The 15785-nt window shown below is 47.0% G+C and carries 13 protein-coding genes; 10 read left to right on the top strand and 3 right to left on the bottom strand.

The window, feature by feature from the left end; genetic code table 11:
• The first annotated feature begins 2 nt into the window (after positions 1–2).
• From QUA20_RS06005 to QUA20_RS05980, 6 genes are all read left to right on the top strand, one after another.
• Positions 3–566, top strand: a complete 564-nt coding sequence (locus QUA20_RS06005) for a Uma2 family endonuclease (RefSeq protein ID WP_333186450.1) — start codon at positions 3–5, stop codon at positions 564–566.
• Between the two features lie 303 nt (positions 567–869).
• A complete protein-coding gene (recN, locus tag QUA20_RS06000) occupies positions 870–2624 on the top strand; it encodes a DNA repair protein RecN (RefSeq protein ID WP_333186448.1) in 1755 nt (584 codons plus the stop codon).
• Positions 2625–3395: 771 nt separating this feature from the next.
• Positions 3396–6611 (top strand): GAF domain-containing protein, encoded by a 3216-nt coding sequence (locus QUA20_RS05995; RefSeq protein ID WP_333186445.1) that lies wholly within the window; start codon positions 3396–3398, stop codon positions 6609–6611.
• A gap of 457 nt (positions 6612–7068) precedes the next feature.
• A complete protein-coding gene (locus QUA20_RS05990; RefSeq protein ID WP_333186442.1) occupies positions 7069–7617 on the top strand; it encodes an inorganic pyrophosphatase in 549 nt (182 codons plus the stop codon).
• Positions 7618–7776: 159 nt separating this feature from the next.
• Entirely contained in the window at positions 7777–9078 is a 1302-nt protein-coding gene (locus tag QUA20_RS05985; RefSeq protein WP_333186441.1) for a serine/threonine-protein kinase, read from the top strand.
• 104 nt (positions 9079–9182) lie between these two features.
• Positions 9183–10607, top strand: coding sequence for a serine/threonine-protein kinase (locus QUA20_RS05980; RefSeq protein ID WP_333186438.1), 1425 nt, complete (start codon positions 9183–9185; stop codon positions 10605–10607).
• Between the two features lie 35 nt (positions 10608–10642).
• Here QUA20_RS05980 and QUA20_RS05975 read toward each other — a convergent pair whose 3' ends face one another.
• Positions 10643–10816: a hypothetical protein gene (locus QUA20_RS05975; RefSeq protein WP_333186435.1), complete on the bottom strand. Its 174-nt coding sequence runs from the start codon at positions 10814–10816 to the stop codon at positions 10643–10645.
• Between the two features lie 42 nt (positions 10817–10858).
• On the opposite strand from QUA20_RS05975, the gene QUA20_RS05970 reads away from it, so the two are divergent.
• The 3 genes from QUA20_RS05970 to QUA20_RS05960 all read left to right on the top strand — a co-directional run bounded on the left by QUA20_RS05970 (position 10859) and on the right by QUA20_RS05960 (position 13434).
• Positions 10859–11371: an inorganic diphosphatase gene (locus QUA20_RS05970; protein ID WP_333186432.1), complete on the top strand. Its 513-nt coding sequence runs from the start codon at positions 10859–10861 to the stop codon at positions 11369–11371.
• A gap of 511 nt (positions 11372–11882) precedes the next feature.
• The gene (locus QUA20_RS05965) at positions 11883–12791 is read left to right on the top strand and encodes an MBL fold metallo-hydrolase (RefSeq protein WP_333186429.1); all 909 of its coding nucleotides are present in this window, start codon (positions 11883–11885) and stop codon (positions 12789–12791) included.
• 73 nt (positions 12792–12864) lie between these two features.
• A complete protein-coding gene (locus tag QUA20_RS05960) occupies positions 12865–13434 on the top strand; it encodes a diheme cytochrome C (RefSeq protein WP_333186426.1) in 570 nt (189 codons plus the stop codon).
• Here the strand turns inward: QUA20_RS05960 and QUA20_RS05955 are convergent.
• Positions 13406–13567, bottom strand: coding sequence for a hypothetical protein (locus QUA20_RS05955; RefSeq protein WP_333186423.1), 162 nt, complete (start codon positions 13565–13567; stop codon positions 13406–13408). The two genes, QUA20_RS05960 and QUA20_RS05955, sit on opposite strands and share 29 nt — an antisense overlap.
• A 263-nt stretch (positions 13568–13830) precedes the next feature.
• On the opposite strand from QUA20_RS05955, the gene QUA20_RS05950 reads away from it, so the two are divergent.
• Positions 13831–14388, top strand: a complete 558-nt coding sequence (locus QUA20_RS05950; protein WP_333186422.1) for an HPP family protein — start codon at positions 13831–13833, stop codon at positions 14386–14388.
• 144 nt (positions 14389–14532) lie between these two features.
• Here QUA20_RS05950 and QUA20_RS05945 read toward each other — a convergent pair whose 3' ends face one another.
• Positions 14533–15669 (bottom strand): phosphodiester glycosidase family protein, encoded by a 1137-nt coding sequence (locus tag QUA20_RS05945; RefSeq protein ID WP_333186420.1) that lies wholly within the window; start codon positions 15667–15669, stop codon positions 14533–14535.
• Positions 15670–15785 lie beyond the last annotated feature (116 nt).

Here is a 15785-nt window from a genome sequence, read left to right as displayed (position 1 = left end):
AAATGGTACAGATACAAACAAAAAGACTAACTTTGTCAGAGTTTCTCAAACTGCCAGAAACAGAACCAGCTAGCGAATATATCAACGGTGAAATCATCCAAAAACCAATACCACAAGGAAAACATAGCAGGATTCAAGGTGAATTAGTCCCAGCCATCAATGTCTTAGTTAAAAAGCCGAAAATTGCCTTAGCTTTTTCCGAATTGCGGTGTACTTTTGACGGTAGCTCGATTGTGCCAGATGTCACAGTATTTACTTGGGACAGAATACCTGTTGATGAAAATGGGGATGTTGCTAATGTATTTGAAACTTACCCTGATTGGACAATTGAAATTCTCTCTCCAGGCCAGAGTCAAACTAAAGTAACTGGGAATATTTTACACTGTCTGAAAAACGGCACTAAAATGGGTTGGCTGATCGATCCGATGGTACAATCAATATTAATTTATCCCCCAGGAAAGCAACCGGAAATTTTAGCAAAACCAGAAGAATTGTTGCCGATTCCAGATTGGGCAGCAGAATTGCGGCTGACGGTAGGAGATTTGTTTGGATGGTTGAAACTATAGCAGAAGTCAATCGATTTTAGATTTTAGATTTTAGATTTTAGATTTTAGAATCGACCCCACGGATGAATCCGGGGGCGAGCACAAGATGATTCGGAGCTTTTTTTCTCCCTCCACGGATGAATCCGGGGGCCCGGACCTAATTACTTTCGGTCAGTTCACAGTTGACAGTTGTTATTTGTTATTGGGTACCAATAATTTTCCCGGCTGTGCCTCCAATTACCAATTACTAATTCCAATTACAATTACACATTACCAATTACTAATTCCAATTACGCATTACAAATTACAAATTACAAATTTCCCATGTTGCTATACCTCAGAATAGAAAACTTTGCCTTAATTGACTGCCTGGATCTAGAATTTGGCCCGAGTTTGAACGTATTTACAGGCGAAACTGGCGCAGGTAAATCAATTATCCTAGATGCGATCGATGCAGTGTTAGGCGGGAAAGTCGATCGCCGATCGATTCGCACCGGAGCAACCCGGGCAATATTGGAAGCTACCTTTGAATTGGACAAAGCAGCAGCTTTGTGGCTGGGCGAGCAAGAAATCGAACCCATAGACGGAAATTTAGCCGTTTGCAGCCGGGAAATTAACGCATCTAGCGGTGCTCTGCGCACCAGATCGCGCTTGAACGGAATTCTGGTCAACCGCCAGTTAATGGACCAACTGCGCGATCGGCTTGTGGAAATGACCGCCCAAGGCCAAACCGTCCACCTCGGACAAGAAACCCTCCAGCGAGAATGGCTCGACCTCTACGGCGGCCAAAGGCTCGCTGAAGCGCGATCGACAATCGGCTCCGCGTGGCTCTCAGCCAGCAGCGCCAAAACAGCCCTCAAACGCAGGCGTCAGTCGGAACAGCAGCGGCTGCAAAGACTTGATTTGTTAGAATACCAAGTCCGAGAACTCGGCGAAGCCCACATCGAAGACGCCGACGAACTCGAACAACTAGAACAAGAATCAATCCGGCTGGGCCACGTCGTGGAATTGCAGCAGCAAAGTTACCAAGTTCACCAAGCCCTCTACCAAAACGAGGGCGACACCGCATCAGCCGCCGACTTGTTGAGCAAAGCGGAAGTAATTTTAAGCGACATGGCCGTTTACGATGTGCAGTTGCAACCAATCCTAGAAATGGTCAGCGATGCTTTAGCTCAAGCCACAGAAGCCAGCCGGCAAATTAGCAGCTACGGCGAACAATTAGAAGCAGATCCCGAAAGACTCGAAGAAGTAGAAGATCGGATTCGCGAACTCAAACAAATTTGCCGCAAATACGGGCCGCTCAAAGAAGCGATCGCCTACTACCAAAGCATTCAAAACGAACTAAACGAACTTTTAGAAGGAGGCGACTCAATGGAAGCCTTAGAACTCGCATATCAGACCGCTTTAGAGCAATTAAAAGACGCTTGCAGCCACCTCACGACCCTGCGGCGCGAAGCAGCCCTCAAACTAGAAACGCACCTCGTAGGAGAACTTAAGCCGTTAGCAATGGAAAAAGTGCAATTTCAAGTCGAGATCTCGCCTTCTACCCCAACCGCCACTGGTGCCGACCAAATCGCCTTTTGTTTCAGTCCCAATCCGGGCGAACCCCTGCAACCCTTGGGCGCGATCGCCTCTGGGGGAGAAATGAGCCGCTTTTTGCTCGCCGTCAAAGCCTGTTTTTCTCAAATAGAAAGCGCTGGTACGCTGATTTTTGACGAAATCGACGCCGGAGTCTCCGGGAGAGTCGCCGGCGCGATCGCCAAAAAACTCTACCAACTTTCCGACAAACACCAAGTTCTCTGCGTCACCCACCAGCCGCTGATCGCGGCGATGGCTGATTTTCATTTTCGCGTCAACAAACAGACGATCGAAGCAGAACCGAGTATCGGCGAACCCGCAGCCAATTCCGAACCAGTCGAACGCACAGTAGTCAGAGTTGCCGCCCTCAACAGCGAACAGCGGCGCGAAGAACTCGCCCAACTCGCCAGCGGCCGCTCAGCAACAGAAGCCATCGCCTTCGCCGAATCCCTGCTTGTCGAAGCCGCCGGACTGCGCCAAACTCAGTGGGCAAAACCCTGAAAACACAACAATCTTCTGAGTCTCCAAAACCGATTGTCTTAAATTTTTATTGAGGGTTGAAAAAAGTATGGGAGTAAAAAAACCCGGTTTATGCGTCCAAGACGGGAAAAAAAGCTGCAACGGAAACCGATGATCGAACGGCGTCAAACTCAGTTTTTCATACCCTTACCCGACCCTCCAGCCGATCGGGGGGCCAAAAGGCGGAGTTTTTCCGAGCCGGAGGTTACACTAAAAATGGCAACAGCAAGTTTTACAAAAAAAAAGCTGAAAAGCCCGTGAGTTTAGTCACGGGACGAAAGCTAAGAGCAGCAAAATTGAGAGAAATTCTAGTTAAAAACCACAATTGTGTACAGAAGGGCACACATCACTAGCAACTGGTGGTGTCACAATTGCAGCTAGTCCCACAATGCCATCCCTCTTTCAGCAGTCCTCCCTGCAGTACGCATTCATGTTATTGCGGGCGATCGGCTCTTAGACCTGCCGAACCTACTTAAACCAGGTACGCACAATGTCAAAATCAGTTAATAAACCATTTAAACAGGATTCGCATTCTCTAAAAAGAGTGCAGCAATGCCACAGCAGCATTACCGTCGCACCAGGAGTTCACTAGCCATCCCAACTGAATTGCCCTTGCCCTGTGGTCGGAGTTCTGTAAACTGGGAAATACTTTCACACATACTTGAGTTTTGTGCGACAGGTGACTCACTAATGAACTTGCCCGCTCTCCTAGCTTAGAGACTAACCCTTACGCTTAAGATTCTGTAAAGGTCTATGACATCTGCATCTCCCAATCTGCCAGCTATGGAAAACAACATGACAATGACAGTAGAGGCCACTGTTGTCAGTGAAAAGGATGATTTTACTCCTGTAACTGAAAATCATCAGGAACAGTATTCTCATTATCCCTCTAGTAATAATCAAATCGTCAAAAGCCAAGGAAACTTCTCCAGTTTCCTCGCACCCTTAAACAAGGATAGTTTTAAAGGAGTCGCCAGGGAAGTAGAGGAAAAACTGAGGGTTGTCAATCAAACGCTGGGAATGCTCGACAATATCCTTGACAGCCAGGGATTTGACGCCATCCTTAACGAAATGTTGCAGTCGATTACCCTCAAAACCGGGGAATTGCTAAATGCCGATCGCAGCACGATATATTTATTAGACGACGAAAAAAATGAACTCTGGGCCAGAGTCGCTAAAGACGAAAATGGCAACAACCTAGAGCTCCGATTTCCCGCCCATGTGGGCATTGCGGGAGAAGTAGCCACAGAGAAAAAAGTGGTGAACATTCCTTATGATTTTTATAACGACCCCCGATCGGCTAACGCCAAAAAAACTGACGAAAGAACAGGATATCGCACTTATACAATGCTGGCGATGCCCCTGATAAACGAAGAAACAGGAGAGTTAGTAGCAGTCATTCAACTGATTAATAAACTCAAGCCCAACCACGAACATTATGGTACTTTAGAATCACAGATTGATAAGGTAGGTTTTACTCAAGAAGACGAACAAGTTTTTCGAGAATTTGCCCCGTCGATTCGTCTAATTCTAGAGTCTTCTAAATCTTTTTACGCAGCAACTCAAAGACAACGTGCGGCGACAGCGCTGATGAACGCCGTCAACGCTCTTTCTCAGAGCAGTTTAGACTTAGAAGATACCCTAAAGCGGGTGATGGATCAGGCCCAAGAACTGATGAACGCCGATCGCAGCACCCTGTGGCTAATTGACGAAGATAGAAATCAACTGTGGACAAAAATCCCGATCGCAGGTCAACTTCAAGAAATTCGCATACCCAGAACAGCCGGTTTCGCAGGCATCGTCGCCCAATCCAGTGCACCGCTGCTGATTCCCTTCGACGTGTACGACGATCCCCGCGCTGCAATTTCCAAAGAAGTGGATCAAAAGTCGGGGTATCGCACTTGCAGTATGCTGTGTATGCCGGTGTTTAACTCCAACCACAAATTGATTGGTGTCACCCAATTAGTTAATAAAAAACGACAAGGAGATTTTCCGCCCTACAACCCGGAAGATTGGCCGCACGCCCCCGATCAGTGGAAAGCGAGTTTCAATCGCAACGACCTGGAATTTATGAAGGCGTTTAACATCCAAGCAGGAGTCGCCCTGCAAAACGCCAAACTGTTTGCAGAAGTCAAACAGCAAGAACAAAGACAAAAAGATATGCTGCACGCATTGACTAACGGCGTGATTTCTACAGATAAAAAAGGCAATATAGTAGCGACCAATCCCAGTGCCCAAAAATTACTGGGTGTCAGCGAGGCAGAATTAGCCGAAGGTCAATCTGTGCGCGAGTTAATTAAGTTAGAAAAAGGCGATTTTGCCAAATGGTTCGATGCGTCTTTGTGCCCCGAAGACGATAACGACCGCCAGCAGTATTACCCCGATCAAGTTTTGCTCTCCTTTAAAGGAAAATCGCAGAGTATCAATCTTTCGATTAACTCAATGACCGACGCTACCGACTCCAGCAAGGTCAACGGCGCATTAGTTGTCATGGAAGATATTAGCAGCGCCAAGCAAGTCAAAAACTTGATGTACCGTTACATGACCCCAGAAGTAGCCGAAGCTTTGTTAGCTTCAGGGGATACTGGATTGGGCGGCAAGCGCAAAAACGTTTCCGTGCTGTTCTCAGACATTCGCAGCTATACCACACTTACGGAAAAATTGCAAGCCGAAGAAGTCATAGTGATGCTCAATAAATATTTTGAAGTGATGGTAGATGTCGTATTCGAGTACGGAGGGACTCTCGACAAATACATCGGCGACGCTCTGATGGCAGTTTTTGGCTCTCCAGCACCCCTAGAGGATCATGCTTGGTGCGCTATGCAAACAGCAGTGAAAATGCGGGCAAAACTGGCAGAGTTCAATCAAGATCGCGTGGCAAATGGCGAACTGCCGATCGGCATCGGTATGGGCGTAAATTCCGATGAAGTTGTCAGCGGCAACATCGGCAGTAGCAAACGCATGGAATTGACTTCGATCGGAGACGGCGTAAACCTTGCCTCTCGCTTAGAAGGCGCCAGCAAACAGTACGGCACCGACTTGATCATCAGCGACAATACTTACAGAGATTATGCCGATCGGCTCTACGTGCGAGAACTCGACTTTATTACTGTCAAGGGCAAAAGCGAACCCGTAATCGTTTACGAACTCGTCGGCATCCGCGAGGGATACTCGCCAGTGGGCAAGTCACTAACCGAAAAACAGCAAAAAATTATAGAACATTACACCAAGGGGCGCGAACATTACAAAACTCCAGTCACCCAAAGACTCTCAGAAAGTGAGGTGAAAAACATCTTAAATGAGGTCGCCTCCATGCCAGAGGCAGAGATTAAGAAACTGCCCAACAATTTTGTAGAGCAACAGTTGGAACACGAGCTCAAGAACCTGTTAAATCAACTGAAAAAGCTGTCAGAGTACGACCCCAAAAACCTGTCCGAAGCAGACAAACTCATCGTACTGTTGCAGACAGAAATCCAACTGCTGAAATTTGAAGGCATCAAAAACCTCTCGGAAGAGGAAGCCAAAATGCTGCTGCAAGCAAAAATCAACTCGCTATCAGCAGAGGAGATTAAAAACTTGCAAGAAGGCGAAGTCAAAAAGCTGTTGGAAGCAGACATCTTAGAACCATCAAATCCCAAAATCAAGAGGCTGAAAGCCGCAGAGATCAGGCGGCTATTGCAGGCTAAAATTAAAAGTCGGGCCTCGGAGACAGTTGCAGAAATGTTAGATGAGGAATTTGAAAATCTCGGACTCGATCAAGTTAAAAAAGTGCTGAGCGAGTTTAAGAAAGCCTTAGAACCAAAAGCCCAGCAAGCTTTTACAGACGCCGAACGCGAATTTAACGCCGTTCTGGATGTTGACCCGAAAAACAAGGCAGCTAAATTGCACGTCGATCGCTGTATGTTATTTAAGCATCGTTTTTCAGACGTACTCAACTGGGATGGGGTCTGGAATCTCACAGAAAAATAACAGTGGCCCACAGCAAATGCTGGCGGTGGCGCCAGGGTTCCGGGGGGGCGGGGGCAATCGCGATCGGGGTGCGCCTCCCATCCGACCACCCATTAACCTCAATATCCTATTGAGATTAATTATAAAGAAGCTCCAACAGGTATTATGGTTAGATAACCGGATTTGAACTCGCAAGCCAGATGCCTGTGTTTCGCCCTACCTGTTTCGTTCGCACTACCTACCGCAACAAACTTAGCACTTCTAGTATTTGAAGCGCTTAAAAATAGTTAAGACTTGCGGCAGCGTTAGCCGGTTTCTGAGAAAAATCTTGGAGAAAGGCGACGAAACATCCGATCGAAAACCGGGTTTCTCACCCGGTCCGCGTAAGTCTTAATAGCGTTAGCGGCTCCTAAAAAGAGCTTCCTTCGCAGATAGTCAATGTTCGAGTCTTAGATATAGAAAATCACTAGCGTCAGTTATGAATAATTGGAATTCGCAATCAGGAGATGTTGAGTGGGTAGATCATGTTTACCAACTATTGCTGGAGATTGCTCGGAGCTCCCTGTCAGATATCCCCAGAATCCCGGAAAATATCACTGTTAAGGCCATCCCTCTGATCCAGAAGGTACAAAGCATTCAACAAAGACCTGACGGGCAAGTGTTCAAATCAGGTTCCTTTTCAGTAAACGATCGCGAATGGGTCGATCGAGTCTGCCAACTATTGGTAGAACTAACCAGCGCGTCTTTGTCCGCACAGCCTAAAATGCCGGAAAACCTTGCAGGCAGAGCTTTAGCCCTCGCCGATCGAGCACAAAAAATTAAAGAAGACATCGAAGAAAATGCAGCCGAAACCCCAGCAGATGAAGATGAAAATTCCTTACAGTCTCCAGACGCGCTGCTTTCCCTATTGCACCACAGTTTGAAAACTCAGCGCGCCAAAAGCTACAACCCCGATGCCCCCGAATGGCAGCAAGTCTTGAGCCTGCTCGACGTAGTGCAGTCAATTTACAAGCAAATCGAAAATTAAATTCAAGCTTAAATCAGGCGCGTCTTTATTGTGCGAGATCGCTGGCTATTAAAGGCGGTTGCCCTTTGACATAAAAATTTTTTGCCGCAGCCCGAACATTTCCGATTATTGCACTTTTGTCAACTACACTAGGTTTAATCGGTTCTAGGGCAAGAGAACATGAGCGGACAAAACATCGGCGATTTGTCAAAAGAAATATTAGCCGATCGCTATCAGTGCGATCGGCGGCTCGGCAAGCAAGCAGGAAGGCAAACCTTACTCGCCCGCGACTTAAAAACGCAACAGCAAGTAGTCGTCAAACTCCTCTCATTCAGCAGCGACTTTAACTGGGAAGACTTAAAACTGTTCGAGCGAGAAGTCGAAACCTTAAAATCCCTATCCCATGTTGCAATTCCCCGATATTTAGACTCCTTTGAAATCGACACTCCCAACCGCAAAGGATTCGCCCTAGTTCAGAGTTACATCGAAGCCAAATCCCTACAAGAATATCTTTCAGACGGCCGCACCTTCAGCGAAAGCGAAGTCAAACAATTAGCAACAGCATTATTAGACATCCTCGCCTACCTGCACCAGCGACAGCCCCCGGTGATTCACCGCGACATTAAACCCAGCAATATCTTACTCAAGAATCGATCGGGCAACAGCGTCGGCGAAGTCTACCTAGTCGATTTTGGTGCAGTTCAAACTCTAGCAACCCAACAAGGGAAAACAGTCACCGTTGTCGGAACCTACGGCTATATGCCGCCAGAACAATTTGGCGGGAGGGCGGTTCCCGCTTCCGACTTGTACGGCTTGGGAGCAACATTAATCGCCTTAATTACCAAGCAGCATCCAGCCGATTTACCGCAGCAAGATTTGCAGATCGAATTCGAGCAATTCACCCAACTAAGTCCCGCTTTTACCAATTGGCTGAAGTGGATGACACATCCCAGTTTAGATCGCCGTCCCGCCTCAGTCCAGATCGCAAAAGAAGTTCTCGAAAAACCACAGCAAATACATAAATATTCCCTGCCATTGAGACAGGGAAAAACGGTAGATACCTCTAGTTTGTTCAATAATGCGATCGGGCGTAGCACTGCGGCAGGAACTATAGCTGTAGGAATTTGTACAGCAATTTACAGAGTCTTTCTGTATCGAGATGTGGAGACAATTATCGAAGGATTTTGTCTCGGTTTTAGTCTGGGTTTGGGGAATGGAATAATGATAGGAGTTGTGACGCGCTTGTGGTTTTTACCCTTAACTAATCCCAAACTTTACCGACAGGTTTTAACTGCAATTAGTATTGTACTCTGTACTTCAACAAGCATTTTTTTCTTTTTCTTTGACATGACACCGAAGATGAGGGCATATTATGGTTTCAATATTATGTTTGTGCTGGCGCCGTCACTAATTACAGGATTTTCAATGGGATCAATTACTGATTCTATTACCCGATGGTATCAAAAAGCAAGCAGACAGTAATCTCACATAGGTAATAATATCTAGACCCAGATATTCGGCTGCTTGGTAAAGTTGGGAATAAAAAAAAGAATGTTTAATGTCAAGCTAAAATTAAGGTCAAAAACATGACTGGCAAAATATTAGCAGAACGCTACGAAGTGCAGCGACAACTGGGAAAACAAACAGGTCGCCAAACGCTGCTAGCTCGTGATTTGCAAACTCAAGAATTAGTTGTCATCAAACAGCTATTCCTCGGTGGCGATTTTGAATGGCAAGACCTCAAACTATTTGAACGGGAAGCGGAAACTTTAAAATCGCTTTCTTACCCATCAATTCCCCGCTACCTCGACTACTTGGAAATTGACGAACCAGACAGTAAAGGATTTGCTTTAGTACAGACATATGTAGAGGGAAAAACTTTAGAAGAGCATTTGCGATCGGGGCGTACTTTTAGCGAAAGCGAGGTGAAACAATTAGCTAAATCGCTGTTAGAAATTTTGATTTATTTGCACGAGGAGCAAGAGCAGCCTGTTATTCACCGCGATATTAAACCCAGCAATATTTTACTGCATAGCAGATCTGCCCACACTGTCGGACAAGTTTATTTAGTTGATTTCGGATCGGTGCAGAACCAAGCTGCAAAATTTGGCGGTACAATTACAGTAGTAGGAACCTATGGATATATGGCACCTGAACAATTTGGCGGGCGATCCGTCCCGGCTTCTGATCTCTACGGTTTAGGTGCAACTTTAATTTATTTGGTAACGGGTTTGCATCCCACCGAACTGTCACAGCAGGATTTGAAAATTCAATTTGCCGATCGGGTTTCGCACCTCAATCCTAGTTTAATTGATTGGCTGGGGTGGATGACCGAACCGAGTTTGGAAAAACGGTTATCTTCGGCTGGAGAAGCATGGCTATCGCTCAAAAATCCCCGCCCTATCCACAAAAGTCCTATGGTGGTGCAGCAGCCACCAGGCAGCGATATTAAACTAACAAAAAATTCGGAGTTTATAGAAATTGTAATTCCGCCACAAGGAATCGGTTTTGGTTTAATTGCCCTGCTTTCTGCAGCAGTACCTGCGAGTATTTTCTTATTGCCTGGTGTTTTTTCCGCATATATTTCCACATATAATTCAGAGATAAATCACCAATTTATGCTAATATCAGGAAGTTTTTTTTTAGGTGCGGTAGGAGTCATCTTTCTGTTTGCAATATTCCGGAAATTGCGTCTCAGAATCGATCGCCAGCAAATCTCCTATAGCAGCCATCTGCTCGGATTGAGATGGAATAATTCCAAGGCAGCCCCCAGACCGGACATTTGCCAGTTGGAAATTGAAGAAATTAAATCTCTTATGCCCGATAAGCGACCAGAATTATACAAAGTTTCTCAGATGATTATTCAAACCGGCCACCAAAAATATCGATTAGGAGTGAAGCAGGGACTAAGTGAATCAGAAATCGAGTGGTTAGCGACAGAACTAAGCCAGTGGTTGGGATTGAAAATTCAAAGAACTTTGACAGACGGTAAAAAAAATAAATGGTTCTGAAAATATCTCCCTCGCCCAAACAAAGCATTCCCCTCTCAAACTGTGGGATGGGCGTCCCGCCCCTCCGGTGTATTTGCCACGCAGGCGGGACACCCCACAAGCCTCATCCTCAAATTGTCTAACCCCGATCGCACTCCCCCGCTTTCTCTCAATCTCATGCAACCGTCGGCCCCGATCGCCCGTAAAATGCTATCAAAGGGATTTGGCAAGTAGCACTCATCCCAATCATCTGTTAACTTGGAGATATTGTTGTGGACTTATCGCTAATTCCGGCACAGCCGAAACCAGGACTGCTCAACGTCCTCATCGAAATTACCGCCGGTAGCAAAAACAAGTACGAATTTGATAAAGACTTGCAAGCCTTTGCTCTCGATCGGGTGCTTTATTCCTCAGTCCAATATCCGTGCGACTACGGCTTCATACCCAATACCTTAGCCGATGATGGCGACCCCCTCGACGGCATGGTAATGATGGATGAGCCCACATTTCCAGGGTGCATCATCGCAGCCCGTCCGATCGGGATGCTGGAAATGATCGACGGAGGCGACAGGGACGAAAAACTGCTTTGCGTTCCCGACAAGGACCCCCGCTACGCTCACTATAAGTCCCTCAAAGACGTAGCCCCCCACCGCTTGGACGAAATAGCCGAATTTTTTAGAACCTATAAAAATTTGGAGAAAAAAGTCACAGAAATTCTGGGTTGGCAAGATGTAGATCAAGTAATGCCGTTAGTGGAAAAGTGCATCGCAGCCGATCGCAAATAAGCCCCTAGCCCGCACTCCTCGACTGCAACCCGACTAAAAACTCAGGGGGCCGAACTTAAGGCGATCGCTGCACGTCTAGGGATGCAGTCGAGGAACGGGTGGCTAGAATGTCAAATCAGTCGTGAATGCCGAGTCACCGGAACGGCATTCCTCAAAACCGCGGCCCGACTTCAATCTTGAAAAAAATACTACTCCTAGAGTAAGATCGAGCGAAAATTCTACCCATAGAGAATGCGTTCTACATTTGAGGAAATTTTACCCGAACAATCTTGTTCGGCGCTATCTTAATCTCAGAACACAGAACACGCCGGGCAGCCCGCACGGTGGAAAAAATAATCTCTCAAGCGTGACATCTCCTACACCAACCGGTACGGTTTAGGTTTTTAACAGCCCAAGTGTTCGGCACCCGGATGGTTTCCCCATAAAGCGCTTTATAGTACAGATTGCTAAAAACTAAACACTAAAAACTAAGATTTTAACTCCCAAGTTCCTGCCCCCAAAGCTAAAAAAGATGCCAGATTCCCCACCCTCTCTACCCAACCCACAGCCTTCAGATGGCAAAGCCACTATGGAAAATAGTCCTTTGACTGAGTTTGTCGTTCAGTTTTGGGGCGTGCGGGGCAGCATCGCCACCCCCGGCACCAAAACAATTCGCTACGGAGGCAACACCTCTTGCGTAGAAATGCGCTTGGGCAAAAAACGCCTGATTTTTGACGGCGGCACAGGTCTGCGAGTTCTAGGCCTCAACCTGCTGCGGCAAATGCCGGTGGAAGCCCATATGTTTTTCAGCCACACTCACTGGGATCACATTCAAGGGTTTCCCTTCTTTACTCCCGCCTTTATCCCGGGGAACTGCTTTCACATTTACGGTGCGATCGCCCCCAACGGCACTACAATCAAACACCGTCTTGCCGACCAAATGCTGCACCCCAATTTTCCCGTCCCCATCCAAGTAATGCAGTCAGACCTCAAATTCAACGATTTGACCCCTGGGGATATTCTCGAACTCGACGATGTGAAAATAGAAACGGCACTGCTGAACCATCCCAACACCGCGATCGGATATCGAGTCACCTGGGAGGGACACACAGCGGTCTACTGCACCGATACAGAACATTTTCCCGATCGGCTCGACGACAATGTGGTACACCTAGCTCGCGACGCCGACGTGCTGATTTACGACGCTAACTACACCAACGAAGAGTATTACGACTTCAATACCCCAAAAGTCGGCTGGGGACACTCGACTTGGCAAGCAGGAGTAGAAATAGCGAAAGCTGCTGGAGTCAAAAAAATCGTGATGTTTCACCACGATCCGGGTCACGACGACAATTTTCTCGATCGCGTCGAAGCAGACGTGCAGGCCGCGTTCGCCAATGGCTGCTTGGCCCGCGAAGGCATGAGCATACCAGTGATTTAGGCAACAAATCAATGCAGGCTCACAAAAACCGCCGACCGAAGGCAAAAATTAGCAGCGAGAAGGCAGAAACACCATGAACCACAAAACCCCCCCCAAGAAGCGTCGCTCTCGTGGCTTGCGGGGGCTTTACTCAACTTTGCTGGTGTTGATAATTGTCTGCTGTACCGGAGGCGGATGGGTAGCAGCCCAGACAGCCGGCTCCAACACTCCGGCGCGACTTGCTCAAGTCTCTGCAATTGAGGATAATGGCACTGTCGATCGCATCCCCGAACGCTACCAACTCGGACAGCAACTGTACCTAGAAAACTGCGCCACCTGTCACATCGGTTTACCGCCGCAAGTCTTACCTACAGAAACCTGGCGCCGATTGCTGCAAGATTCCCAACACTACGGGCAAACCATCAAACTGCTAGTAGACCCGCGCCGTCTGCTAGTCTGGAACTACCTGCAAACTTTTTCCCGTTCCCAAGCCAAAGACGAAGAGCTCGCCTATCGAGTCGCTAACTCTCGCTATTTCAAAGCTCTGCACCCCAAAGTCAAACTGCCACAACCCGCAAATATCAGCAGTTGCGTTACTTGTCACCCCGGCGCGTCTCAATACAATTTCCGCAAGCTTACCGCCGAGTGGCAAAACTCTCCGTAGCGAAGATTAAGTTCGTAATTATATCCGAGTGCGATCGTCTCGCTCGCACTAACCACAAAACGGCGATCGCATTCTGAACTAGAGACTTATCCAAAGTGTGGGTGCGTTCTTTCAATTCATGCTTACTGGGCATCGCACCTTACAAATAACCTCTGGCTTTACCCTCATCAATAACTCTGACGGCTAACAGTGAAGTTGTGCGACTGCCGATAACGTCTGTTGCAAAACCGACCAAACTTGCTAGTCCGTTCCAACCGAGTGGTTAGCAGCTTGAGTGGCATAGAAGTAAAAAATCTGTGCCTTTAACTACTTTTTGAGCAATTGTTATGATATCTTAACTTTACCGGAGGCTAGTTCAGACAATTTAAGAAGCCTGGTTATCAACTAACCTGATTTATGATTGACACTAAAAAAATTCAACTGAAATGGGAAAGTTATTGGTTTAAAACCTTTGGGAGATGGCGATCGTGTTCATTGACCTGCCCAGTAGACAGACCTCATCCTCGGCATATTTTTTGGAGTTGGATTGGCAGCTTTTTGGCAATTACTGCAACGTCCTATCTTGCTGTAAAAACTAATTCTCCTTTACTAATGGCTCCGTTTGGCGCTACAAGCGTTCTGATTTTTGGTGTCCCTGACAGCCCTTTGGCTCAACCCCGGAATGTCATTGGGGGCAATTTCTTAGCTGCTCTCACCAGTTTAATGATTCTGCAATTTCTCGGTTCTTCTCCCTGGGCGATGGGAATGGCTGTTTCTAGTGCGATCGGAATTATGCAGATTACCAGAACTCTACATCCGCCTTCGGGAGCAGTTGCCTTAGTCGTCATGATGACCAAACCAGACTGGAAATTTTTGCTAACACCTGCTTTTGAGGGATCAATAATCTTGGTCTTGTGCGCCGTCATCTTTAATAATTTAGCGGCAGACAGGACGTATCCCAACCACTGGTTATAGCATTGTCTCTAATTCTCTCATCCTTCCCTCGGGAGCACTACCCAAAATCGGGATGCTCCCTCGATTCCGACTTCCTTCTTCCTTCTTTCTTCCATCCATTACATCCCGATCGCGTGCTTCGTTGCCGAACTTCCTTCTGCTAAATTAATCAAAAAAAACGGACGGATCGGGGGAAGGTCGAGATCCCTTTTGAAAGCGTTCCCAGGACTGCTTTAACTGAGCCGGCGCCGGATATTCGCGATCGTAAACCACCAGGACATTCGTCAAATTCCGTCCCGGCGGCAATAAAATCTGCCCCTGATGAGCCAAACCCACCGAAGCGCCCCCGTCCAAATTCATCGCTTCAAAACAGCCGATCGCCTGCATAACCTTAGCTTCTGCTTCCAAAGACAAACTATCAAGAAAAGTTACCAAGAATAACTTATCTCTCGAAGCCGGAAAGCCGATCGCCGTTCTCGAACCCACGCCCAAAACATGAGAATCTTTAAAACCTTCCGACAAAGGAGACAGCCCAACTTTCCCCCCTTTAACCAATCTCGGCCCGCAAGTCAGAGAAAACCAATGTTGACTCCAATCCGGCTTACCTTCGATTCTAGCCGTCACCATTTCCAATTGATTTCCGGCTTTAATTCCCAAAGTCGTGCCGTAATTTTCCCATCGGCTGTATTTCAGAAACTTACCCGCCGCCACCATATTTCCCAGCACAGATTTCTGCTCATCTTTACCAAAAAAAGTCCCGTTAGCAACAACAGCAGCCCGGTAACGCGCCACCATATTTTCAAAAGGTTCATCGCCCCGCGTTACTTTAGAAGTATTGGCAAAATCTGCATTATTAGCTAACCCAATTGTGATATAAATTTCCGGGTCGGCGAGGTCAATAGTTGTTAGATAAAAACTGGCGCCAGCTACATTTTGGCTGCTGACTTGTACAGGTTTTGCTTGCTTAGCAGAACGTCTGATAATTTGAGGTTGAGCCGGCTGCACAGCAGGAGAACTTTCTGGCGATTTTACAATTGGATTACTCCGCAGAGGTTGATTGGTTTTTCCAGATTTTATAATGGGATTGTTAGGGAGAGGTTGAGGAGTTTGATTTGATTGTATACTTGATAAAAAAGCGAGTGACTTTTGCCACAGTTGACCCATGAGAGTCAAGAAGCTATCTCGGTTTTGGGCGATCGCAAAATAGTCAGCCACAACCCGCGCCAAAGCTAGGCCCGTTAAAAATAAAAAAGTGCGCCGCAGCATCGGGCGACAACCTTCAGACTGTTTGCGTTTAGACATAAAAAAATCTCAGCTAGCATAGCGAACAGTTTTCTATGGCTGTGACTACAAAAGGCGCGCGAATTCTGAAACTACCAGTAGCAGGGTGCGCTTCGGCGCACCTTACCACTAATTCA

The sequence above is a fragment of the Microcoleus sp. Pol7_A1 genome, from assembly GCF_036701085.1.
Classification (GTDB): Bacteria; Cyanobacteriota; Cyanobacteriia; order Cyanobacteriales; family Microcoleaceae; genus Microcoleus; species Microcoleus asticus.
The sequence above is the reverse complement of the archived record's forward strand: the minus strand, read 5'-3'. Positions and strand labels throughout refer to the sequence as shown.